At 66.9% G+C, this 19,015-nt stretch carries 21 protein-coding genes; 8 read left to right on the top strand and 13 right to left on the bottom strand.

What is annotated here, in order from left to right; genetic code table 11:
• The 3 genes from ACZ47F_RS12630 to ACZ47F_RS12620 all read right to left on the bottom strand — a co-directional run bounded on the left by ACZ47F_RS12630 (position 1) and on the right by ACZ47F_RS12620 (position 2,444).
• A complete protein-coding gene (locus tag ACZ47F_RS12630; RefSeq protein ID WP_464925037.1) occupies positions 1 to 1,416 on the bottom strand; it encodes a TolC family protein in 1,416 nt (471 codons plus the stop codon).
• Positions 1,413 to 2,030, bottom strand: a complete 618-nt coding sequence (locus tag ACZ47F_RS12625; protein ID WP_464925036.1) for an undecaprenyl-diphosphatase — start codon at positions 2,028 to 2,030, stop codon at positions 1,413 to 1,415. Before ACZ47F_RS12625 ends, ACZ47F_RS12630 begins: the two co-directional genes overlap by 4 nt.
• 75 nt (positions 2,031 to 2,105) lie before the next feature.
• Entirely contained in the window at positions 2,106 to 2,444 is a 339-nt protein-coding gene (locus ACZ47F_RS12620; protein WP_464925035.1) for a PepSY domain-containing protein, read from the bottom strand.
• Between the two features lie 92 nt (positions 2,445 to 2,536).
• On the opposite strand from ACZ47F_RS12620, the gene ACZ47F_RS12615 reads away from it, so the two are divergent.
• Positions 2,537 to 3,517 carry a patatin-like phospholipase family protein gene (locus ACZ47F_RS12615; protein ID WP_464925034.1) on the top strand — a complete coding sequence of 327 codons (981 nt, stop codon included), beginning with the start codon at positions 2,537 to 2,539 and terminating at the stop codon, positions 3,515 to 3,517.
• Positions 3,518 to 3,531: 14 nt separating this feature from the next.
• Here the strand turns inward: ACZ47F_RS12615 and ppc are convergent, their stop codons facing one another.
• Positions 3,532 to 6,342: a phosphoenolpyruvate carboxylase gene (gene ppc, locus ACZ47F_RS12610; protein ID WP_464925033.1), complete on the bottom strand. Its 2,811-nt coding sequence runs from the start codon at positions 6,340 to 6,342 to the stop codon at positions 3,532 to 3,534.
• A 171-nt stretch (positions 6,343 to 6,513) separates the two neighbouring features.
• Between ppc and hemC the strand changes: the two genes are divergently transcribed.
• From hemC to cysM, 5 genes are read left to right on the top strand one after another with little or no spacing between them, the layout of a single operon-like run.
• Positions 6,514 to 7,467 carry a hydroxymethylbilane synthase gene (gene hemC, locus ACZ47F_RS12605; RefSeq protein WP_464925032.1) on the top strand — a complete coding sequence of 318 codons (954 nt, stop codon included), beginning with the start codon at positions 6,514 to 6,516 and terminating at the stop codon, positions 7,465 to 7,467.
• Positions 7,468 to 7,497: 30 nt separating this feature from the next.
• Positions 7,498 to 8,349, top strand: coding sequence for a uroporphyrinogen-III synthase (locus tag ACZ47F_RS12600; RefSeq protein ID WP_464925031.1), 852 nt, complete (start codon positions 7,498 to 7,500; stop codon positions 8,347 to 8,349).
• Positions 8,346 to 9,476, top strand: coding sequence for a uroporphyrinogen-III C-methyltransferase (locus ACZ47F_RS12595; protein ID WP_464925030.1), 1,131 nt, complete (start codon positions 8,346 to 8,348; stop codon positions 9,474 to 9,476). The genes ACZ47F_RS12600 and ACZ47F_RS12595 overlap by 4 nt, the downstream gene beginning before the upstream one ends.
• Positions 9,476 to 10,690 (top strand): heme biosynthesis HemY N-terminal domain-containing protein, encoded by a 1,215-nt coding sequence (locus ACZ47F_RS12590; protein WP_464925029.1) that lies wholly within the window; start codon positions 9,476 to 9,478, stop codon positions 10,688 to 10,690. The genes ACZ47F_RS12595 and ACZ47F_RS12590 overlap by 1 nt, the downstream gene beginning before the upstream one ends.
• 36 nt (positions 10,691 to 10,726) lie before the next feature.
• The gene (gene cysM, locus ACZ47F_RS12585; RefSeq protein ID WP_464925028.1) at positions 10,727 to 11,629 is read left to right on the top strand and encodes a cysteine synthase CysM; all 903 of its coding nucleotides are present in this window, start codon (positions 10,727 to 10,729) and stop codon (positions 11,627 to 11,629) included.
• Positions 11,630 to 11,733: 104 nt separating this feature from the next.
• Here the strand turns inward: cysM and ACZ47F_RS12580 are convergent, their stop codons facing one another.
• From ACZ47F_RS12580 to mbfA, 6 genes are all read right to left on the bottom strand, one after another.
• Entirely contained in the window at positions 11,734 to 11,907 is a 174-nt protein-coding gene (locus ACZ47F_RS12580; protein ID WP_464925027.1) for a hypothetical protein, read from the bottom strand.
• A gap of 163 nt (positions 11,908 to 12,070) precedes the next feature.
• On the bottom strand, positions 12,071 to 13,378 hold the full coding sequence (locus ACZ47F_RS12575; RefSeq protein WP_464925026.1) for an arsenic transporter: 1,308 nt from the start codon (positions 13,376 to 13,378) through the stop codon (positions 12,071 to 12,073).
• A gap of 86 nt (positions 13,379 to 13,464) precedes the next feature.
• Positions 13,465 to 14,013, bottom strand: a complete 549-nt coding sequence (locus tag ACZ47F_RS12570) for an arsenate reductase ArsC (protein WP_013123429.1) — start codon at positions 14,011 to 14,013, stop codon at positions 13,465 to 13,467.
• A gap of 24 nt (positions 14,014 to 14,037) precedes the next feature.
• Positions 14,038 to 14,532: an ArsI/CadI family heavy metal resistance metalloenzyme gene (locus ACZ47F_RS12565; protein WP_464925025.1), complete on the bottom strand. Its 495-nt coding sequence runs from the start codon at positions 14,530 to 14,532 to the stop codon at positions 14,038 to 14,040.
• Positions 14,529 to 14,882: an ArsR/SmtB family transcription factor gene (locus ACZ47F_RS12560; protein ID WP_464925024.1), complete on the bottom strand. Its 354-nt coding sequence runs from the start codon at positions 14,880 to 14,882 to the stop codon at positions 14,529 to 14,531. Before ACZ47F_RS12560 ends, ACZ47F_RS12565 begins: the two co-directional genes overlap by 4 nt.
• Positions 14,883 to 14,951: 69 nt before the next feature.
• Complete coding sequence (gene mbfA, locus ACZ47F_RS12555) at positions 14,952 to 15,959, bottom strand: iron exporter MbfA (RefSeq protein ID WP_464925023.1); 1,008 nt, start codon at positions 15,957 to 15,959, stop codon at positions 14,952 to 14,954.
• A 107-nt stretch (positions 15,960 to 16,066) separates the two neighbouring features.
• On the opposite strand from mbfA, the gene ACZ47F_RS12550 reads away from it, so the two are divergent.
• Positions 16,067 to 16,303 carry a sulfurtransferase TusA family protein gene (locus ACZ47F_RS12550; protein WP_464925022.1) on the top strand — a complete coding sequence of 79 codons (237 nt, stop codon included), beginning with the start codon at positions 16,067 to 16,069 and terminating at the stop codon, positions 16,301 to 16,303.
• Between the two features lie 16 nt (positions 16,304 to 16,319).
• Here the strand turns inward: ACZ47F_RS12550 and galU are convergent, their stop codons facing one another.
• The 3 genes from galU to ACZ47F_RS12535 are packed head-to-tail and all read right to left on the bottom strand — an operon-like array spanning position 16,320 to position 18,373.
• A complete protein-coding gene (galU, locus tag ACZ47F_RS12545; RefSeq protein ID WP_464925021.1) occupies positions 16,320 to 17,192 on the bottom strand; it encodes a UTP--glucose-1-phosphate uridylyltransferase GalU in 873 nt (290 codons plus the stop codon).
• Between the two features lie 42 nt (positions 17,193 to 17,234).
• Complete coding sequence (locus tag ACZ47F_RS12540) at positions 17,235 to 17,477, bottom strand: DUF1289 domain-containing protein (RefSeq protein WP_464925020.1); 243 nt, start codon at positions 17,475 to 17,477, stop codon at positions 17,235 to 17,237.
• Positions 17,474 to 18,373, bottom strand: a complete 900-nt coding sequence (locus ACZ47F_RS12535) for a polysaccharide deacetylase family protein (protein WP_464925019.1) — start codon at positions 18,371 to 18,373, stop codon at positions 17,474 to 17,476. Before ACZ47F_RS12535 ends, ACZ47F_RS12540 begins: the two co-directional genes overlap by 4 nt.
• Before the next feature lie 129 nt (positions 18,374 to 18,502).
• Here ACZ47F_RS12535 and rraA point away from each other — a divergent pair, with 129 nt between their 5' ends.
• Entirely contained in the window at positions 18,503 to 19,012 is a 510-nt protein-coding gene (rraA, locus tag ACZ47F_RS12530; protein WP_464925018.1) for a ribonuclease E activity regulator RraA, read from the top strand.
• Positions 19,013 to 19,015: the final 3 nt, after the last annotated feature.

Genomic DNA, 19,015 nt, shown 5'->3' with positions numbered 1-19,015 from the left:
CTAGGGTGCTTTGGAAGTCGTCGTGGCTTGCTTCGCCGGGCGATACGGGCCGAGGCCGGTGAGCAACTGCAGCGCCAGCGCTTGTTCCTCGGTCTGCTGGGCATTGGCCTGCAGCGCCAGACGCTGGTCGAGCAGGGCGGTGCGCTGGTTGATGAATTCGAGCAGAGTCATGCTGCCGTGCTGCAGCGCGACCTGCGCCGCCGCCTCCGCAGACTCCAGCGCGGGTAGCGCCGCCAGCAGAGCTCGGCGCTGTTGCTGCAGCAGTGCGAGGTCGGCCTGCGCCTGGCGCACATCGGCATCGGCCTGATCGAGCCGCGCCTGATACTCGGCGTGCAGCTGCGCCCGGGTGGCGCGTTGTGTGGCGATCACGCCCTGATTGCGGTTGAACAGCGGCAGGCTGATGCTCACGCCAAAGCCGATGGTGTTGACCCCGGCAGTGTCGCGCGCGCGGGTGAAGCCGAGGTTGAACGCGGGGAACTGGCCGAGCACGGCTTGCCAGACCTTCTGCTCCTGCGCGGCATAGCCGGCCTGCAGCGCCATCAGGTCGGGGCGGATGCGCGGCAGGTCGTGCAGCGCCGCGTCGACCTGCGCCGCATCGGGCACGGGTTGTGGCGTGGCTGGGGCCAGCGACAGCGGTACGTCGGCCTTCAGCCCGAGCAATGCGTGGAGCTGCGATTGCAGCGCGAGCTGCTGGCGCTGGATGCTCTGGATGGTTTGTGTCAGCGCCTGCAACGGCACGAGCTGTGCGTCTACGTCCAGCCGGGTGACATTGCCCTGCGCCAGCGCAGCCTGACTGCGCTGTAGCCGTTGCTCGAACAACTGGCGCTCCTGCTCGAGCAGCGCCAGCCGCGCGGTGTTGCCGGTGATCTGGGTGTAGAGCAGCCGGGCCTGCGCCACGGTCTGCCACTCGGCCCACAGCACCTGCAGATCGACCTGGGTGGCGGCGCTTTGCGCGGCGCGCGTGGCGGCATGGTGGGTGATCAGCGCGGCGATGTCGTAGGACAGGCCGAGGTTGTACGCCGAGGTCGTGGCGCCCACGCTGTTGCCGGGAAAGTCGCGCGTCAGACTGAGCTGCGGATCGGGCAGCAGCCCGGCGTCGAACGCCTGCGCACGGGCCACGCCGGCCTTGGCGCGCTCGGCCTTGAGTTGCGGATTGTTGAGCACCGCGAGGATGGCAAGACCCGTGGCGTCGAGCGGTCTGGTGGGGTCGAAATCGTAATGCGCCAGGGCGGGCAGGGCGATGCGGCTGCGCGCCACGCGCAGGTCCTGCACCGACGCCGCCAGGTGCGGCGCGGTGGGCAGCGGATCAGGGTGATAGGTGGCACAGCCGCCCAGCAGCAGGGTAGCGAGCACGGCGGTGTGTGCAAGACGGCGAAACGGTACGGTCAGGCGGCTCGGTGTCGCAGAGTGCATCATCGTAGGGTCCAGCCATGACGGATCGCGGGTGCGAACAAGGCGCGGTAGATGCGGTTGAGCAGCGGCAGCGCGGGTGCGATCAGACGGCCGCGCACCGCGTGGATGAGCACAGCGGTCAGCAGCCCGACCAGCGCGGCGCCGGCCATGTCCAGCGGCCAGTGCACGCCCAGATACACCCGCGCCCAGGCCACTGGCAGACCGAGCAAAGCCAGCAACAGCCCGGCACGGCGCCATCGCACATCGCGCAGCAGGCTGGTGGCGACCGCCCAGATGACCGTCAGATGATCGCTGGGAAAGCTGCTGTCGCTGGCATGCGCCAGCAGCGCCGGGCCCAGCCCGACCGCGAACGGCCGCGGCTCGAACACCACCAGCCCGATGAGCTGATTGATGCCCAGCGCCACCAGCGCGGCCACTGCGGCCTGCAGCAGTGCCAGCCGCTGGGCCTCGGGCCGGCGCAGCCAGCCCCAGACCAGCAGCAGCGGTGCGCAGTAGACGGCGTCATTGGCAAGCAGCAAGGCCACATCCACGCTGACCCGCGACGCGCTGCCCGCGGCAGCCCAGTGCATGTAAAGACCGAGATTGAGCGCGTTCCAGAGAGCAGGGAAGTGGAGCATGGGTGGGCGGCTGGGGGAAGATTCATATCGGAAAAACCCGTGCTCCACGCGTGGGGCACGGGCTGCGAGCAGGGCTCAGTCCTGCTGTTCGTGGTCGTCGTGGTCTGCCCTGTCCTCGGCCTGTGCGATGACCGTGCCCTGGTCCGGGCTGATCTTCACGTCGAACACCTGCGTGCTCTTGACCACTTCGACGTCGTAGACCAGCTTGCCGCCATGCGGCTCGACCTCGGCCTTGGATGCGGTGCCGCCCACATGCTGCTCGGCGGCCGTGATCGCCTGCGCAAGGCTGAACTTGGCGTTGGGGATGGTGCGGGCATCATGGCCCGAATCGCCCGCGGCATAGACGCTCACACCAGCTGCTACCGATGTGAGCAATAGGGCCGCGAGGGCCAGAGTGGATTTGCGTGTCAACATGACAAAACTCCCTGAAAAGACCGCCGTGTTGGCGTGTCTGCACTCTAGGGAGCGAGTCTTAGCCAAGACATAGGAGGCGCTATCCTTGCGTTATGACTGCGCCATTGGTTTCGTCCTCCGCTGCGGCGCGTCGGCCCCGGGTGGGGCTGGCGCTGGGCGGCGGCGCGGCGCGCGGCATGGCGCATCTGGGTGTGCTGCGCGCGCTGGCCGATGCCGGGGTGCGGATCGACTGCATCGCCGGCTGTAGCATCGGCGCGTTGGTCGGCGCCATTGCCGCATCGGGCAGCACCGACGGACTTGAGGCGACCTTCAAGACCTTTGACTGGAAAAAGACCCTGTCGTTTTTCGACATGGTGTTTCCGCGCTCTGGGCTGATCGACGGCGCCAAGGTCACTGCGCTGGTGCGCGAGCATCTGCCGGCTGCGCAGATCGCCGATCTGATGTTGCCGTTTGCCGCGGTGGCTACCGACCTGCTCACCGGCGACGAGGTGATCCTGCGCACCGGCGACGTGATCGACGCGGTGCGCGCCAGCATTGCCGTGCCTGGCATTTTCACCCCGGTGCGACAGGGCAGGCGGGTGCTGGTCGACGGCGGGCTGAGCAATCCGCTGCCAGTGAGCGTGGCGCGTGCACTCGGCGCGGATCTGGTGATCGCGGTGGATCTGAACCACGGCGTGGTCAACGGCCGCCCGCGCTTGCGGCGCCGGACATCACAAACCCTGGCCGATGCACAGCGGCAGGCGCAGGGCTGGGTGGCAGACTATCGTCGGGTGATGGGCGATCTGAAGGCGCGGCTGCTGGCCGGCAGCAACACGCGCGAGCAGTTCTCGCGATGGGCCGAGCGCGGCGAGGCGCTGCCCAATTTGTTCGAGGTGCTCCTCGCCTCGGTCAACGTCATGGAAATGCACCTGACCCGCTCGCGGCTGGCGATCGAGCCGGCGGATTTGCTGATTCGTCCGCCGCTGGGCCATATCCGCTTTCTGGAATTCGGTCGCGCCGCAGAGGCGATTGACATCGGCTATCAGGCGGCGCAACAAGCGCTGCAGGACTGGCCTGCGCGGACAGCGGCTTGAGAGAGAACCGGCGCTCAGCCGGTGTTGCGCAGACCGGCGGCGATGCCGTTGATACTCAGATGAATGCCGCGCTTGGTGCGCTCATCGGTCTGACCTTCGCGGAAGCGGTGAAGCAGTTCGATCTGCAGGTGATTGAGCGGGTCGATGTAGGGGAAGCGGGCGCGGATCGAGCGCTTGAGCGTGGGGTTGTCAGCCAGGCGCTCGGCGTTGCCGGTGATGGCGGTGAGCATCTCAGTAGTCAGCTGCCATTCGCGCTGCAGTGCGCGCAGCACTTTCTGCCGGGTCTTGGCGTCGGGAACCAGCTCGGCATAGCGTGCGGCCACGCGCATGTCGGTTTTGGCCAGCACCATGTCGATGTTCGACAGCAGGGTGGCGAAGAACGGCCACTGCCGGGCCATGCGCTGCAGAAGTTTCATGCCGTCGGGCTCGGTGTCGAGAAAGGCCTGCACTCCGCTGCCGAAGCCGTACCAGCCGGGCAGCGCCACGCGGCACTGCCCCCACGAGAAGCCCCAGGGAATGGCGCGCAGGTCGGCGATTGCACGGGTGGCCTTGCGCGAGGACGGGCGGCTGCCGATATTGAGCTCGGCGATTTCGGATATCGGCGTGGCGGCGTAGAAATAGTCGGCGAATTCCGGGGTGTCGTACACCAGCTTGCGGTACGCGGCCATCGACGCTCTGGACAGCGCCGCGGCGGCGTCGAGAAATCGCGCGGGCGGCTTGGTCGCGGTTCTGGTCTGCGGCAGCAGCGTGGCCTGCAGGGTGGCGGCGACCAGGGTTTCGAGATTGCGCAGGCCGATGTCGGGGTTGCCGTATTTGCTGGTGATGACCTCGCCCTGCTCGGTCAGGCGGATCTGGCCGTTGACCGTGCCCGGCGGCTGCGCCAGGATGGCGTCGAAGCTCGGGCCGCCACCGCGCCCCACCGTGCCGCCGCGGCCGTGAAACAGCCGCAGGGTGATGCCATGCTCGGCCTTGAGCGGGGCGAACAGTTCTACCAACGCAATTTCGGCGCAGTACAGCTCCCAGTTGGAGGTGAAAAAGCCGCCGTCCTTGTTGCTGTCGGAATAGCCCAGCATGATTTCTTGCTCGCCGCCCGAGCGCTGTACCAGGCTCTTGATGCCGGGCAAGGCGTAGAACTCGCGCATGATGGCCGGGGCGTTGCGCAGGTCGTCGATGGTCTCGAACAGTGGCACCACCAGCAGCTCGGCATAGCTGTCGGCGCTGCCCAGCGTGCCGTGCAGCAGCCCGGCTTCCTTTTGCAGCACCAGCAGTTCGAGCAGATCGCTGACCGTCTCGGAATGCGAGATGATGTACTGACGGATCGCGCGCGGGCCGAAGTCGCGCCGGGCGCTGTAGGCGCGGTCGAACACCGCCAGTTCGCTGCGGGTCCAGTCGGAATAGGTGTGATGCGGCAGGCGCAGCGGGCGCGGGTCGTTGAGGCAGCGGATCAGCAGGGCCTGCTTGGCGGCCTCGTCCAGATGGCTGTAGTCCGGACAGAGCTGCGCCACGGCGAGCAGTTCGCGCAGCACGGCCTCATGCTGATCCGAGCTTTGCCGCAGGTCGATGGTGGCCAGACGGAAGCCGAACACACTGGCGGCACGGATCAGCGGATCGACGCGCGCACGCGCCAGCGCCTCGGCATGGTGGCTGGCGAGCGAGGCGCGGATGGTGCGCAGATCGGCGATGAATTCGTCGGCGTTGGCATATGGCTCGGCACTGCCGACTTCGGGCAGCAGCGCCTCGACTCCGGCGAGCTTGCGCAGGTTGGCGGCCAGGCGGGCGTACATGCCGATGAGGGCGCGGCGGTACGGCTCGTCGCGGCGGTGCTCGGACAGATCGGGCGAACGCTCGGCCAGTGCCATCAGATCGGGGCTGGCGCTGGCCAGCAGTGCGGAGATCGACAGCTCGCCGCCAATGGCGTGCACTTCGGCCATGTAATGTTCGATCGCAGTGCGCGACTGCAGGCGCAGCGCGTAGCTCAGAGTCTCGGCAGTGACGTAAGGGTTGCCGTCACGGTCGCCGCCGATCCAGTGACCCATGCGGAAAAACGCTGGCAGCTCGGCGCTGGGTGCATCGCCGTGCTCGGGGGGGAACAGCGCGTCGATGTCGCGCTGCAGATCGCGATACAGCCGCGGGAATTGGGTGAAAAAGGTGGTGTCGTAGAACGACAGCACGTTCTTGATCTCGTCGGAGACGCGCAGTTTCACGTAGCGCAGCAGCCGGGTCTGCCACAGCTGCACCACGCGGGCGCGCATCGCGTCCTCAATTTCGGTGCGCTTTTGCGGCAGCCGGGCGGCGTCGCGCTCGACCAGCAGCCGCGCCAGCGCGCGCTCGGCGTCGAGCACGCTTTTGCGCTGGACTTCGGTGGGATGGGCGGTGAGCACAGGGCAGATCAGCGCCTGATCGAAAAACTGCATCAACTGCGCGCGCCGCACGCCGCTGGCCTTGAGCACTTCCAGCGCGGCGCGCACACTGTCGCGCCGCGGCGGCGCACCGCGCTCGGCGTCCTGCTCGGCGCGGCGCAGCACATGATGGTCCTCCGCGATATTGGCCAGGATCGAGAAGTAGCTGAACGCGCGGATCACGCTGACCGCCTGATCGCGGGTCAGGCTGCGCAGCAGCTTGTCCAGCGCTCGGCGGTCCCGGGCGTCGCCGCTGCGGTGGAATTTCACCGACAGCTGACGGATGGTCTCGACGATGTCGAACATCTCCTGCCCTTCCTGCTCCCGGATCATGTCGCCGAGCAGGCGCCCAAGCAGCCGGATGTCGTCGAACAGCGCGGCATCGGGATCAGAAGCAGGGCGAGCTGTAGCTTGGCGGTTCGGCATGACGGATATTGGGAAGATCGTAGGAAGGGCGCTGTGATGCTAGCAGCGCACCGCAGCACGGGTTGCATCTTGCGCGCCTGAGCAGTCCGAGGATTTGCGCTGGCGCAGGACGATGTGCCGTGGCGTTGCATCCCGCGGTATCCGGCCGTGCCGGGCTCCTAGAATCCGCGCATGACTTCGACCCCAACCCCCCCTTCGTCCCTCGTCATTGCCACACGCGAAAGCCGCCTCGCCCTGTGGCAGGCGCACCATGTGCGCGATCTGCTGCAGGTGCTCTACCCGACCTGCGAGGTGCGCATCTTTGGTATGACCACGCAGGGCGACCAGATTCTGGACAAGTCGCTGGCGAAGATCGGCGGTAAGGGGTTGTTCGTCAAGGAACTCGAGGTGGCGATGGAACAGGGCCGCGCCGATCTTGCGGTGCATTCGCTCAAGGACGTGCCCATGGTGCTGCCGCCGGGCTTTCATCTCGCTGCGGTGATGCAGCGCGAGGACCCGCGCGATGCCTGGGTCAGCGCGCACCATGCCAGTCTGGTCGAGGTGCCGGCGGGCGCGGTGGTCGGCACCTCCAGCCTGCGACGCGAAGCGCAGCTGCGCGCACGCTATCCGCATCTGCGCGTGGAGCCGCTGCGCGGCAACCTCGACACCCGGCTGCGCAAGCTCGACGAGGGGCGGTACGCCGGCATTCTGCTGGCGGCTGCTGGGCTCAAGCGGCTGGGGCTGGGCGAGCGCGTGCGTGCCGTGATCGACCCCGAGGACATGCTCCCGGCGGTCGGGCAGGCGGCGCTGGGCATCGAAATCCGCGCCGACCGCACCGATCTGTTGCAGCTGCTTGCGCCGCTGAACCATCAACCCACTGCGCTGTGCGCCCAGGCCGAGCGCGCGGTCTCGCGCGCGCTGGGCGGCAGCTGTACGACGCCGATGGGCGCACACGCCACCCTGGACGGGCAGCACATGCTGCTGCGCGCACTGCTCGGCCTGCCCGATGGCAGCCGCATGCTGCGGGCACAGGCACGCGCGCCGGTTACCGATGCGGCGCAGGCCGAGGCGTTGGGGCAGCAGGTGGCGCAGCAATTGCGCGCGCAGGGTGCAGACGCACTGCTTGCGCAGTTGGCCGCGCACTGAGCGGCGCGGCGCCTGGCACGGGTGACCGCCATGTCCAACGCCACGCTGATCGTCACCCGTGTGCCGGCGCAGTCCGCCGCACTGGCGCAGGCCTGCCAGCAGGTCGGCGTGCGGGTGATCGACTTTGCGCTGCAGTCCATCGGCCCACCGCCCGATCCAGCGCGGTTTCACGCGGCGCTGGCCGCACTGCCGCAGACCGACCTGGCCATTCCGGTCAGCCCGACCGCAGTGGCTGCGGTGTTTGCGGCGCTGCCCGGGCCGTGGCCGGCGCATTGCGCCATTGGCGTGGTCGGGCAGGGTAGTCTGCGTGCGGTGCGCCGCGCGCTTGCCGCGCAGCCAGGCGATCCGCCGTGGCCAAGGCTGATCGCCCCCGACGCGCAGGAGGAGCACGGCGGCGAGAGCGACTCGCTCGCGCTATGGCATGCGCTGCAGCTGGCCTTCGCCCCGGGCCCGGTTGCGGTGTTTCCGTGGGTCGGCCGGAAGGTCCAGATTTTTCGTGGTGGCGCTGGCCGCGATCTGCTCGCGCGCCGGTTGGAAAAGGCCGGAGCCAAGGTCAAGATCGTCGAGGCATATAGCCGTCTCGCACCGCAGTATGACGCGCACACCGCCGAGCAGCTGCATACGGCGCTGAGCAGCGGCGGCTGGTGGCTGCTGACCTCGTCCGAAGCGGTCCGCAATCTGCAGGACCTCTTGGCGCAGGCCGGCATCGCGCGCGCGGCGCTGCAATGCCAGCGCGCACTGGCGATCCACCCGCGCATTGCGCAGGCCCTGCAAGCCGCGGGCTTTGGCCAGGTGGAGCTCACAGCTGCTTCTCCCGAGGCGGTACTGGCCACGCTGCAGCGCCTGGCAAGCGCCATCCCGCACCCTAGAATGCCCACATGACCGAGCCCGACCCCCGCCCCGACGCTCAGCCCGCAGCCGAACCGCCAGCTGGCACCAGCCCCGAGGCGTCTTCGGCTGCGCCGCCGTTGCCTCCTGTGCCCCCTGCAGCCGTTGCGATGCCCGGCGCGCGCTGGATCTGGCCTGCGCTGCTGGCCATCGTCCTGGCCATGTTGGCGATGGCCTGGTGGCTCGACAGCCGCCTGTACGCCACGCAGGCCGAGATTGCACAGCGACTGCAGGCCGCTACCACCAATGCAATCGAGGCCAAGACCCTGACCAGGCAGGCCAGCGATGCAGTGCGCGATCTCACCGCGCGCGTTGCGGTGCTCGAATCGCGTCAGCAGGATTTCGCTGCGCAGCGGCAGGCGCTGGAAACACTGTATGAAGAATTCGCCAAGAGCCGCGATCAGGCGCGCCTGTCCGAGACCGGGCAGCTCATCGCACTGGCGCAGCAGCAGGCCCAGCTCATCGGCAATGTGCAGCCGCTAATCGCCACGCTGCAAAGCGCCGACGCCCGCCTGGCGCGCTCGTCCAACCCCAAGGCGCAGATCCTGCGCCGCGCGGTGCAGGCCGATCTCACCCGGCTGCGTAGCGCGGTCACGCCCGACATTGCCGCGGCGGCGCACAAACTCAACGATCTGGCGGCGCTGGTCGACGATCTGCGGCTGGTTTCCTCTGCCGCACCGCTGCATGCCAGTCATGGCGCACTGGTTTCGCCGCCGGGCACGGCATCTGCTACGCCGCCGGGGCCGAGCTGGGCGCCGTGGCTGGGTGTGTGGTTCGAGCGCCTGCGCGCCAGCGTGGTGCAACTGTTCGGCATCACCCGAGTTGGCTCGCGCGACGCGCTGCTCGCCTCGCCGCAGCAGGGCGAGTTCCTGCGCGAAAACCTCAAGCTGCGCATTCTCAACGCCCGGCTCGATCTGTTGTCGCGCAACGCCGTGGCCTATCGCAGCGACATGCGCGGCATCACCGAGGCGCTCGAAACCTATTTCGATCGACGTCAGCCGCGCATGGTGCAGGCGCTGTCGCTGGCGCGGCAGGCCGCGCAGCTCGACCTGTCGGCCAATCCGGCGGCCAATCTGGAGTCGCTGGCCGTGCTGTCCACGCTCGATACCGGAGCGCCCTGATGCGCTGGCTCGTGTGGACTCTAGTCCTGGCCGCGGCCGCGGTGCTGCTGGCGCTGGGCACCACGCTCAATTCCGGCAACGTCGCCGTGCTGCTGCCGCCGTGGCGGGTGGATGTGTCGCTGAACTTCGCGGTGCTGCTGCTGCTGCTGGCCTTCGTCGTGCTGTATCTGGTGCTGCGCGGTCTGACGCTGCTACTGGGCATGCCGCGGGCCGCGGCCGAATACCGTGCCCGCAGGCGCATGCGGCTGGCGGCGCAGGCCTTGCACAACGGCATGTTCGATTATTTCGGCGGGCGCTTTCGTCGTGCCGAGCGCGCCGCCCAGCGCGCTGCCGAGTTCAGCGATTTCGCGCCGGCGGCGCTGCTGACCGCGGCGCAGTCAGCGCAGCAGCTCCAGGCCTACGACCGACGCGATGCCTACCTGGCGCAACTGCCGCAACAGGCGCGCGACGCTGCTGTGCTGCTGCAGGCGCAGTGGCAACTCGACTCCAAGCAGCCGCGCGAAGCCCTGGCCCTGCTGCAGACCCTGCCTGCCGGTGTGCGCCGACGCACCCACGCGCTGCGCATCGAGCTGCAGGCTGCACGCAAGATCAATGACCACGCCGACGTGCTGCGGCTGGCGCGCACCCTGCTCAAACACGGCGCGTTGCATCCGGCGGCGGCGCAGGCCATGCTGCAGACCGCGGCGACCGGTCTGCTGCGCCAGGCGGCGGACGATCCGCAGGCGCTGCGCGCAACCTGGAACAGGCTCACCGCGCAAGAGCGCTCCGACCCCGCGCTGGTGGTGACTGCAGCCCGCAGCTTTGCCATGGCCGGCGTGCCGGGCGAGGCGCGCGCGCTGCTGGTGGCAGCGCTCAACCGGCCGCAGGCCGAGCCGGCCCTGTTCATGCCGACGCTGCGCGGTCTGCTGCAGGGTATCGATGCCGGTTTCGTCTCGCAGACCGAGCAGTGGCTCGGGCGCTGGCCACAGGAGGCGCAGGCGCTGTTCCTCGCGGGCATGGCCTGCGCCGAACTGCAGCTTTGGGGCAAGGCGCAGCAATACTTGCAAAAGGCCATTCACGCCTGCGGCGAGGACGAGCGGCGGCTGCGCGGCCAGATTCATGCTGCACTGGCCCAATTGCTCGAAAGCATCGAACGCGAGGATCAGGCCCAGCGGCACTGGCGCGCTGCGGCGGTCGATTTGGCCGCGATCGAGCCGCCGTCCCGGCCGGCCTGAGTCGGCACACGCCCAGCGCAGGGCACGGAGAAAAGGATGCACTATCCCACCATCGACCAGGTCATCGGCAACACCCCGCTGGTTCGTCTGCAGCGCATTCCCGGCGCGGACAACGCGCGCCGCGGCAATGTCATTCTGGGCAAACTCGAGGGCAACAACCCGGCCGGCTCGGTGAAGGACCGGCCCGCGCTGTCGATGATCCGCCGCGCGCAGGAACGCGGCGCGATCAAGCCGGGCGACACGCTGATCGAGGCGACCTCGGGCAACACCGGCATTGCGCTGGCCATGGCTGCGGCCATTCTGGGCTATCGCATGGTGCTCATCATGCCCGAAGACCTCAGCATCGAGCGCGCACAGACCATGAAAGCATTCGGTGCCGAGTTGCTGCTCACCCCCAAGAGTGGCGGCATGGAATATGCCCGCGACCTGGCTGAGCAGATGCAGCGCGAGGGCAAGGGCTTGGTGCTCGACCAGTTCGCCAATCCCGACAATCCCCGCGTGCACTACGAGACCACCGGCCCCGAGATCTGGCGCGACACTGCGGGCCGCGTCACCCATTTCGTCAGCGCGATGGGCACCACCGGCACCATCACCGGGGTGTCGCGCTATCTGAAGGAGCAGAACCCGTCGGTGCAGATCGTCGGTGCCCAGCCGGAAGAAGGCTCGCGCATCCCGGGCATCCGCAAATGGCCGCAGGAATACCTGCCCAGGATTTACGAGCCGCAGCGCGTCGACCGGCTGGAATATGTCAGCCAGACCGCAGCCGAGAACATGGCGCGCCGGCTTGCCCGCGAGGAAGGACTGTTTGCCGGCATCAGTGCGGCCGGGGCCTGCGAGGTGGCGCTGCGCATCGCCCGCGAGGTAGAAAACGCCACCATCGTGTTCATCGTCTGCGACCGCGGCGATCGCTACCTGAGCACCGGCGTGTTTCCAGCCTGAGCACAAGGCGCAGAGTCACGCTGGTAGCGCCGGGTTGTGCTTGTGTGTTTGTCGTCCCTCCCGTCGCTCGTCCGCGGCAGCAAGCAGGCGCTGTCAGAGCCCCATCACCCGAGGTGCGCCGGTCTGCTGGCTTGCAGCGTCGGAGTGGTTGCCATGTCCTGCCCGGGCACGCTGTCCGCGCCGGCGCGCAACGCATGCCCGTCCCCAGACCGGAAGCCGATGGCCACGCAGACGAACAGCAGAATGCCGAGGATGGCGAGAGAGATTTTGGTGCCCATGGCGCAAAGCAGTTCGCAGACGATTCATCCCGCTCGACATGAGTTGCGGCATCGCAGCAGCAAAGCGTTGGCCGTCGATGGTCATCTGAAATACCTTTGGACACATGCGCGGGCAAGTTGCGCCTGCCTACCGCAAGACGGAGCATGAAACCCCGCTGCCGCCTCAGCCCAGATTCAGCCGTGCGGCTAGCGCCAGCAAGGTGATCAGCAGCACCGGCGTGGTCAGGATCAGGCCGACGCGCATGTAATAGCCCCAACCAATGTGCATGCCCTTGCGGTCGAGCACATGCAGCCACAGCAGTGTGGCCAGACTGCCGATTGGCGTGAACTTGGGACCGAGATCGCAACCAATGACATGCGCGTAGATCATCGCCTCGCGCACCGCCGGGTCCAGTCCTTGCGCGTGGTGGATGCCCAGCGCGCCGATCAGCGTCATCGGCAGGTTGTTCATCACCGACGACAGCAGCGCGCTGATCACCCCGGTGCCGACGGCCGCGGCAAGTACGCCGTGCCGCCCGAGCGCTTCAAGCACCTGCGCCAGAGCCGCGGTCAGCCCGGCGTTGCGCAGGCCATAGACCACCAGGTACATGCCGAGCGAAAACAGCACGATCTGCCAAGGCGCGTGGCGGATGACGCCGCGCACATTGATCTGCGCTCCCTGCCCGCCGCGCCACCAGCGCCCGGCCAGCACCAGCATCAGCAGCGCCGCCAGCCCCGTGACCACCGACACCGGTACCGCATACGCTGCGGTGACGAAGTAGGCCACCAGCAGAACCGCCAGCGTCGGAAACGTCCAGCGGAACACCAGCGGGTCCTTGATCGCGCTGGCAGGGGAATCGAGCTTGGCGAGCTCGTAATGCGGCGGGATGCTGCGGCGGTAGAAGGCGTAGAGCACGAGCAGCGTCGCGGCGAGCGCTGCCAGATTGACCGGCACCATGACCGCCGCGTAGCGGTCGAACGGCACGCCGAAATAACCGGCGGTGACGATGTTGACCAGATTGGAGATGACCAGCGGCAGCGAGGTGGTGTCGGCGACAAAGCCGCAGGCCATGACGAAAGCCATCGCCGCAGCCGGCGAAAAGCCCAGCGCCAGCAGCATGGCAAGCACGATCGGGGTGAGGATGAGCGCCGCGCCGTCGTTGGCGAACAGCGCCGATATCGCTGCGCCGAGCAGCACGATCAGCACGAACAGCCGTGGCCCGCGCCCCCGACCGAAGCGCGCCACATGCAGTGCCGCCCAGTGAAAGAACCCCGCCTCGTCGAGGATCAGCGAGATGATGATCAACCCGACGAAGGTGAGAGTGGCGTCCCAGATGATGTGCCAGACCACCGGAATGTCGCCCCAGTTGATCACGCCGAATATCAGCGCGATCGCCGCGCCGCCCAGGGCGCTGTAGCCGATGCCCAGACCGCGCGGCTGCCAGATGACGAACACCAGGGTGAGGATGAAAATGAGCAGGGCGGCAATCATGGGCGTGGAATTTTTGTTGGGAAATGGACGCAATCGAAACGCAAACGGCAGGCCGTTCTGCCTGCCGTTGGGCGCGGGGAGAGCGATTATTGAACGACCGGGTCGAGATCGTCTTTGGCGCAGGACTCCGGCAAAGGCATGACCTGGGTCTTGCCGATGTCCACGATTTCCCGCTTGATCGCGGCTGCGTCCAGCCGATCCAGCGGCAGGCTGACGAAGGCGCGCACCCGGCACATGATCTGGCGGAAGATGGTCTGGAAGGCGCGGCGCTTCTCTTCGTCGCTGCCCTCCACGGCGGCTGGGTCTTCAAAGCCCCAGTGCGCAGTCATCGGGTGTCCGGGCCAGATGGGGCAGGTCTCGCCCGCGGCCTTGTCGCAGACGGTGAAAACAAAGTCCATCTGCGGCGCATCGGGCGTGGCGAACTCGTCCCAGCTTTTGCTGCGCAAGGTGTCCGTCGGGTAGCCGATGCTTTTGAGCTGTTCGATGGCGTAGGGGTTGACTACCCCGCCCGGATGGCTGCCCGCGCTATAGGCCTTGAAGCGGCCCTTGCCCAGGGTGTTGATCAGTCCCTCGCCCATGATCGAGCGCGCGGAATTGCCGGTGCACAGCACCAATACGTTGTAAACCTTGTCCATGAACATCTCCAAGTGGGTAAAAGATCAGCAGCAGGATGATTTGGAAGCGGAGGCGCCGCCGCAGCATGCCGTCGCCGGGCGTGGCGCCGGTGACGGCACGGCAACCACCGCAGCAGGCATGCAGCAAGCGCTGCCATCGGGCGACTCATTGAACATGGGAATGGTGTCCAGGGTGTGATAGGTCTCCCAGGCGATGCCGACCGGGTCGTTGGCCCAGTATTTGTCGGAGCGGGCATAGCAGCAGGCGGCGCCGGTTTCTTCGATGAAGCCAGCCTCGGTGGATTCGAGCCGTTGCTGCATCTCCAGCAGTTCCGCATCGCTTTCCACCTGAATGCCCAGATGGTTCAAGCCGGGCGCGGCGCCGCGCTGCGAAATGGCGAAGTTCACCCGCGGGTCGTCGAGCATCCACTTGGCGTAGTCGGCCTTGCGCACCGTGGGCTCGGCGGCGAACAGGCCGGAGTAGAAGCGAATGGCGTCGTCCAGCGCGGGCACGCTGACGTGAACATGGAAGCGTTTCATGGGTGAGTCTCCTCAACAGTTGAGCGTACGGGTGGGGTGCAGTTCGCCTCGACCGGGCCGCAGGGATTGCCGCCGCAGCAGTTGTCGGTGAGGTAGCCGATCAGTTCATTCATGGTGGAAAAGCGCGCGGTGTAAATCACAAAGCGCCCTGACTGGCGAGACTCGACCAGGTTGGCGTGGGCGAGCTCCTTCAGGTGAAACGAGAGCGAGGAGGGTGCAATGGCGGCGAGCTCGGCAATTTTGCCCGCAGCCAGCCCTTCGGGGCCCGCCTGCACCAAGACGCGAAACACGCGCAACCGCGAGTCTTGCGACAGTGCAGCCAGAGCACGTAGGGCGTCTTTCGTTTCCATAATTTAATTTTTATGGAAATATAGAAATATTGCAAGCGCGGGTTCACGCGCACGCGCGCCACGTGCTGGTCAGGCGCTGCCGATCAGAATGCCTGAAGCGAACACCAGCGCGCCGCCGACCACCACCTGCAGCATGGCCATGCTGAACGAGGCGTCCATGTAGTGTTTGCGAATCCAGGCGATCGCCACCAGCTCGATCGCCACCACGATGAACGCCAACGTCGTGGCGACATGGAACTGTGGGATCAGGTAGGGCAGGGTGTGGCCCAGGCCGCCGAGCGCGGTCATCAGGCCAGTGACGCCGCCACGCAGCCACGGACTGCCGCGCCCAGTGAGCGAGCCGTCGTCGGACATGGCTTCGGCAAACGCCATGCTGATGCCCGCGCCGATCGCCGCGGCCAGCCCGACCAGAAAGGTAGCCCAGGTGTCGTGGGTGGCGAACGCCGCAGCGAACAGTGGAGCAAGCGTCGAGACCGAGCCGTCCATCAGTCCGGCCAGCCCTGGCTGGACGAAGCGCAGCACAAAGGTGCGGCGCTGGGTTTCGCGCTCTGAGTGGATGGTCTGCGGCGTGATCAGCGCATTGCCTAGCGACTCGGCCTTCTGTTCGTGCGCCGCCTCTGCCGCAGCCAGGTCGCCTAGCAGCTGGCGGATGCCGGCATCGGTGGCCTGGCGCGCCGCCTTGGCGTAGAACATGCGCGACTCGGCTTCCATGATCTCGGCCTGCGCGCGAATCTTGTCGAGGTCGATCGGCTGCATCAGCCAGATGGGCTTGCGCTCGATGAATCCGCGCACGTCCTGGCGGCGGATCAGCGGAATTTGCTCCCCGAATCGCTGGCGGTACAGCTCGATCAAGCGGTGGCGGTGGGCGTTCTCCTCGGCCGCCATGGCGCGAAACAGCGCGGCAGTGTCTGGATAATCGGCATGCAACGCCTGGGCATATTGACTGTAGATGCGCGCATCGTCCTCTTCGAGCGAGATCGCCAGTGCGAGCAACTGCTGCTCGGTGAGCTTGGAAAATTCAAGTGCCCCGGTGCTGCGGCCTAGGCCGGGCATGGCAAACAGCGCGGTCAAATTCATGGCATCTCCAAGCATTAAATAGCCTTGATTGTCCGCAGGCCAGACAGAAGATGCAAAGTGACTCTTAAAATCGTCGCCATAGCAACAAGCAATGACTGGAGACCCGCGTGGAACAAACCGTGATTGATGTCGACCTGGATACGCGTGGCCTGAACTGCCCGCTGCCCATCCTGAAGGCGAAGAAAGCGCTCGCACAGATGCAAAGCGGTCAGGTGCTGCGCGTGGTGTCGACTGATGCCGGCTCGGTCAAGGACTTCCAAGCCTTTGCGCGGCAGACCGGCAACACCATGATCGAGCAGAAGACCGAGGGTGGGGAATACCACCATATCCTGCGGCGGCGCTGAAACGCAAGACGGCGACTCAGAGGTTCAGTCCGCGCAGGTATTCGGTGAAGTCGGCCCCGGTTTCCTCGTGCGCCATGCCAAGTTGCACGGTGGCTTCGAGATAGCCCATCTTGCTGCCGCAGTCGAAGCGACGTCCGGCGTAGCGGTACGCATAGACCGCCTCCTCGTGCAGCAGTGCCGAAATGCCGTCGGTGAGCTGGATTTCGCCGCCGGCGCCAGGCTTGCCTTGGCGCAGGTGGTGGAACACCCGAGGACTCAGGATGTAGCGGCCGACCACGGCCTGGGTAGAGGGCGCTTGCTCGGGGGCGGGTTTTTCGACGATGCCGCTCAGTGAGGTCAGACCCGGTGTGATTTCCTGGCCGCTGACGATGCCGTATCGCTTGGTGTGCGCGCGCGGCACCTCCTCGGTGGCGATGACGCTGCGGCCATGGCGGCTGTGCACCTCGACCATCTGCGCCATCACCGGCGGCGTGCCCACGAGCAGGTCGTCGGCCAGAATCACGGCAAACGGCTCGTCGCCCACCAGGCGCTCGGCGCACAACACGGCCGCGCCCAGGCCGTTGGCCACTGGCTGGCGCACGAACACGCACTGCACATTGTCGGGCTTGACGCCACGCACCAGGTCGAGCAACGTCTGCTTGCCCGCAGCCTCGAGCTCGTGCTCGAGTTCGTAGGCGGTGTCGAAATGGTCCTCGATCGCGCGTTTGTGACGGCCGGTGACAAAGATCATTTCGGTGATGCCCGCGGCATAGGCCTCTTCCACCGCGTACTGGATCAACGGCTTGTCCACCACCGGCATCATTTCCTTGGGCGTGGCCTTCGTGGCGGGCAGGAAGCGTGTGCCGAGTCCAGCGACAGGAAAGACGGCTTTGGTGATGGTCTGGGGCATGGTGGGTAGATGAAAAGAACTGTTTGGGCAATCACCCTGATGCTAACAAGGGCGCGTGACGGCCGAAGGCGCAGCGCAGGTCGATGACGTACGCGGCTTGTATCCAGCAGCAAGAATGCGCGTCCAGACCGCGCGTTTTTCTGCTGGACTCATCTCGACCCAGCGTCCCACCTCGACCGCGGTGCGCAGACAGCCACGACAGATTTCGTCGAAGCCGGTCGAGCAGACACCGACACAGGGCGTGTCAGGCTCGTCCAGGGCGTCTTGCGGTGCGTCCTGGTTCATGCCGCGACCCCCTGCACCGCGAGGGTGCCGCTGCGTCCCCGCACGCTGCCCAGACCGACCCGGTGCCGCGGCAATGCGGACAGATCGAGCGTACCGGCATAGTCGCGCAGACTGGTGCAGCGCAGTCCGGCGGCCTTCCAGCCCTGCAGCAGACGATCGAATACCGGGGCGAGTTGGCCGCCTTCGAGTTCCGCGTGCAGGGTGTAGACATGGTCGCGACCATCGCAGCTCAAGCGCAGAAGATGGTCGGCGACGTTGTCGGCGGTCAGGCCATCGACGCCGATCAACTCGTCCAGCGTGGGTAGGGTGGTGGGCAACTGCGGCACCTGCACGGTGCGGCCCTGCACCACGGGCAGGAAGGGATGGCTGCCGCGACCGTCGGATGCCAAGGTGAAACCAAGCTCCTGCTCCAGGATGTAAGCGGCATCGTTCATCTGCCAGCCGGCTGCGCCATGCACCTGCGGCGCCGTGCCGAAGATTTCGCGGTAGCGATCTGCCGCCAACTGGAGCTGGCGGCGGGTCCAGTCGGCATCCTTGCGTGCCACGGCGTCTTGCCACAGGATGTGATCCCAGGTGTGCACCCCAGTCTCGTGGCCGGCGTGCTGTGCTGCACGCATCGGCGCAGCCGCGCGTCGGCCGATGTCCGGCCCGGGCAACAGCGTGCCGTAAAGCAGAGTCTTAAGGCCGTAATGACTGGTCACCGAGGTGCGCCGCACCTTGGCGAGAAACCCGGGGCGAAACACCCGCTTGAGCGCCCGACCGGTGTGGTCGGGCCCAAGACTGAACAGAAAGGCTGCGCGCAGCTGATGGCGGTCGAGCAGGCGCAGCAGCGCGGGCACCCCTTCGAGGGTGCCGCGTAGGGTGTCGACATCGATCTTGAGTGCGATGGTGGACATGGAAGCAACAGGCCGGGCGGCCGAATCGGCAGACCGACATCCTAGGGGACTTGACCTGACACAGTCCGCTGCGGCCTGGGGTCTGCTCAAATGCAATCAGCACACGGCCTTGCGCCCGGAGGAATGGAGATGCATGCTTTGTTTTCGACCTGTGACCTGTGCGATGCCCACCGCGACGCCCTGCACAGCGACATGCTGCGCATTCTGCCGCCGGTGTTTCGGTCTTACGGCAAGGTCACGCGGTTTCGCGGTCAGATCGCCACGGTTCAGTGCCGCGACGACAACGCGTTGGTGCGTGCGATGCTCGAGACGGCGGGCCTGGCGCGGGTGCTGGTCGTCGATGGCGCGGCGTCGATGAAACGGGCGCTGCTGGGCGGCAATCTGGCCGCGCTGGCCAACCAGAACGGCTGGGCGGGGGTGGTAATCAACGGCTGCGTGCGTGATGTGGCCGAGATCCGGCAGGTGCCCATCGGCGTGCTGGCACTGGCCGCGGTGCCGGCCCCGCCGGACAAGCTCGGCAAAGGCATGACCGACGCCGTCGTGAACATTCAAGACGTGATTGTGCGCCCTGGGGAATGGCTCTATGCAGACGAGGATGGGGTGATCGTCAGCCGCGAGCCGCTCGGGCTCGCGTTGTGAACC

The organism is Thiomonas islandica (genome assembly GCF_055383445.1).
This window is presented reverse-complemented; position numbering and strand designations above follow the sequence as displayed.

Bases quoted from the DNA above. Each gene is read 5' to 3' on its own strand.
- ACZ47F_RS12630 (WP_464925037.1), bottom strand. From the start codon at position 1,416: ATGATGCACTCTGCGACACCGAGCCGCCTGACCGTACCGTTTCGCCGT.
- ACZ47F_RS12625 (WP_464925036.1), bottom strand. From the start codon at position 2,030: ATGCTCCACTTCCCTGCTCTCTGGAACGCGCTCAATCTCGGTCTTTAC.
- ACZ47F_RS12620 (WP_464925035.1), bottom strand. From the start codon at position 2,444: ATGTTGACACGCAAATCCACTCTGGCCCTCGCGGCCCTATTGCTCACA.
- ACZ47F_RS12615 (WP_464925034.1), top strand. From the start codon at position 2,537: ATGACTGCGCCATTGGTTTCGTCCTCCGCTGCGGCGCGTCGGCCCCGG.
- ppc (WP_464925033.1), bottom strand. From the start codon at position 6,342: ATGCCGAACCGCCAAGCTACAGCTCGCCCTGCTTCTGATCCCGATGCC.
- hemC (WP_464925032.1), top strand. From the start codon at position 6,514: ATGACTTCGACCCCAACCCCCCCTTCGTCCCTCGTCATTGCCACACGC.
- ACZ47F_RS12600 (WP_464925031.1), top strand. From the start codon at position 7,498: ATGTCCAACGCCACGCTGATCGTCACCCGTGTGCCGGCGCAGTCCGCC.
- ACZ47F_RS12595 (WP_464925030.1), top strand. From the start codon at position 8,346: ATGACCGAGCCCGACCCCCGCCCCGACGCTCAGCCCGCAGCCGAACCG.
- ACZ47F_RS12590 (WP_464925029.1), top strand. From the start codon at position 9,476: ATGCGCTGGCTCGTGTGGACTCTAGTCCTGGCCGCGGCCGCGGTGCTG.
- cysM (WP_464925028.1), top strand. From the start codon at position 10,727: ATGCACTATCCCACCATCGACCAGGTCATCGGCAACACCCCGCTGGTT.
- ACZ47F_RS12580 (WP_464925027.1), bottom strand. From the start codon at position 11,907: ATGGGCACCAAAATCTCTCTCGCCATCCTCGGCATTCTGCTGTTCGTC.
- ACZ47F_RS12575 (WP_464925026.1), bottom strand. From the start codon at position 13,378: ATGATTGCCGCCCTGCTCATTTTCATCCTCACCCTGGTGTTCGTCATC.
- ACZ47F_RS12570 (WP_013123429.1), bottom strand. From the start codon at position 14,013: ATGGACAAGGTTTACAACGTATTGGTGCTGTGCACCGGCAATTCCGCG.
- ACZ47F_RS12565 (WP_464925025.1), bottom strand. From the start codon at position 14,532: ATGAAACGCTTCCATGTTCACGTCAGCGTGCCCGCGCTGGACGACGCC.
- ACZ47F_RS12560 (WP_464925024.1), bottom strand. From the start codon at position 14,882: ATGGAAACGAAAGACGCCCTACGTGCTCTGGCTGCACTGTCGCAAGAC.
- mbfA (WP_464925023.1), bottom strand. From the start codon at position 15,959: ATGAATTTGACCGCGCTGTTTGCCATGCCCGGCCTAGGCCGCAGCACC.
- galU (WP_464925021.1), bottom strand. From the start codon at position 17,192: ATGCCCCAGACCATCACCAAAGCCGTCTTTCCTGTCGCTGGACTCGGC.
- ACZ47F_RS12540 (WP_464925020.1), bottom strand. From the start codon at position 17,477: ATGAACCAGGACGCACCGCAAGACGCCCTGGACGAGCCTGACACGCCC.
- ACZ47F_RS12535 (WP_464925019.1), bottom strand. From the start codon at position 18,373: ATGTCCACCATCGCACTCAAGATCGATGTCGACACCCTACGCGGCACC.
- rraA (WP_464925018.1), top strand. From the start codon at position 18,503: ATGCATGCTTTGTTTTCGACCTGTGACCTGTGCGATGCCCACCGCGAC.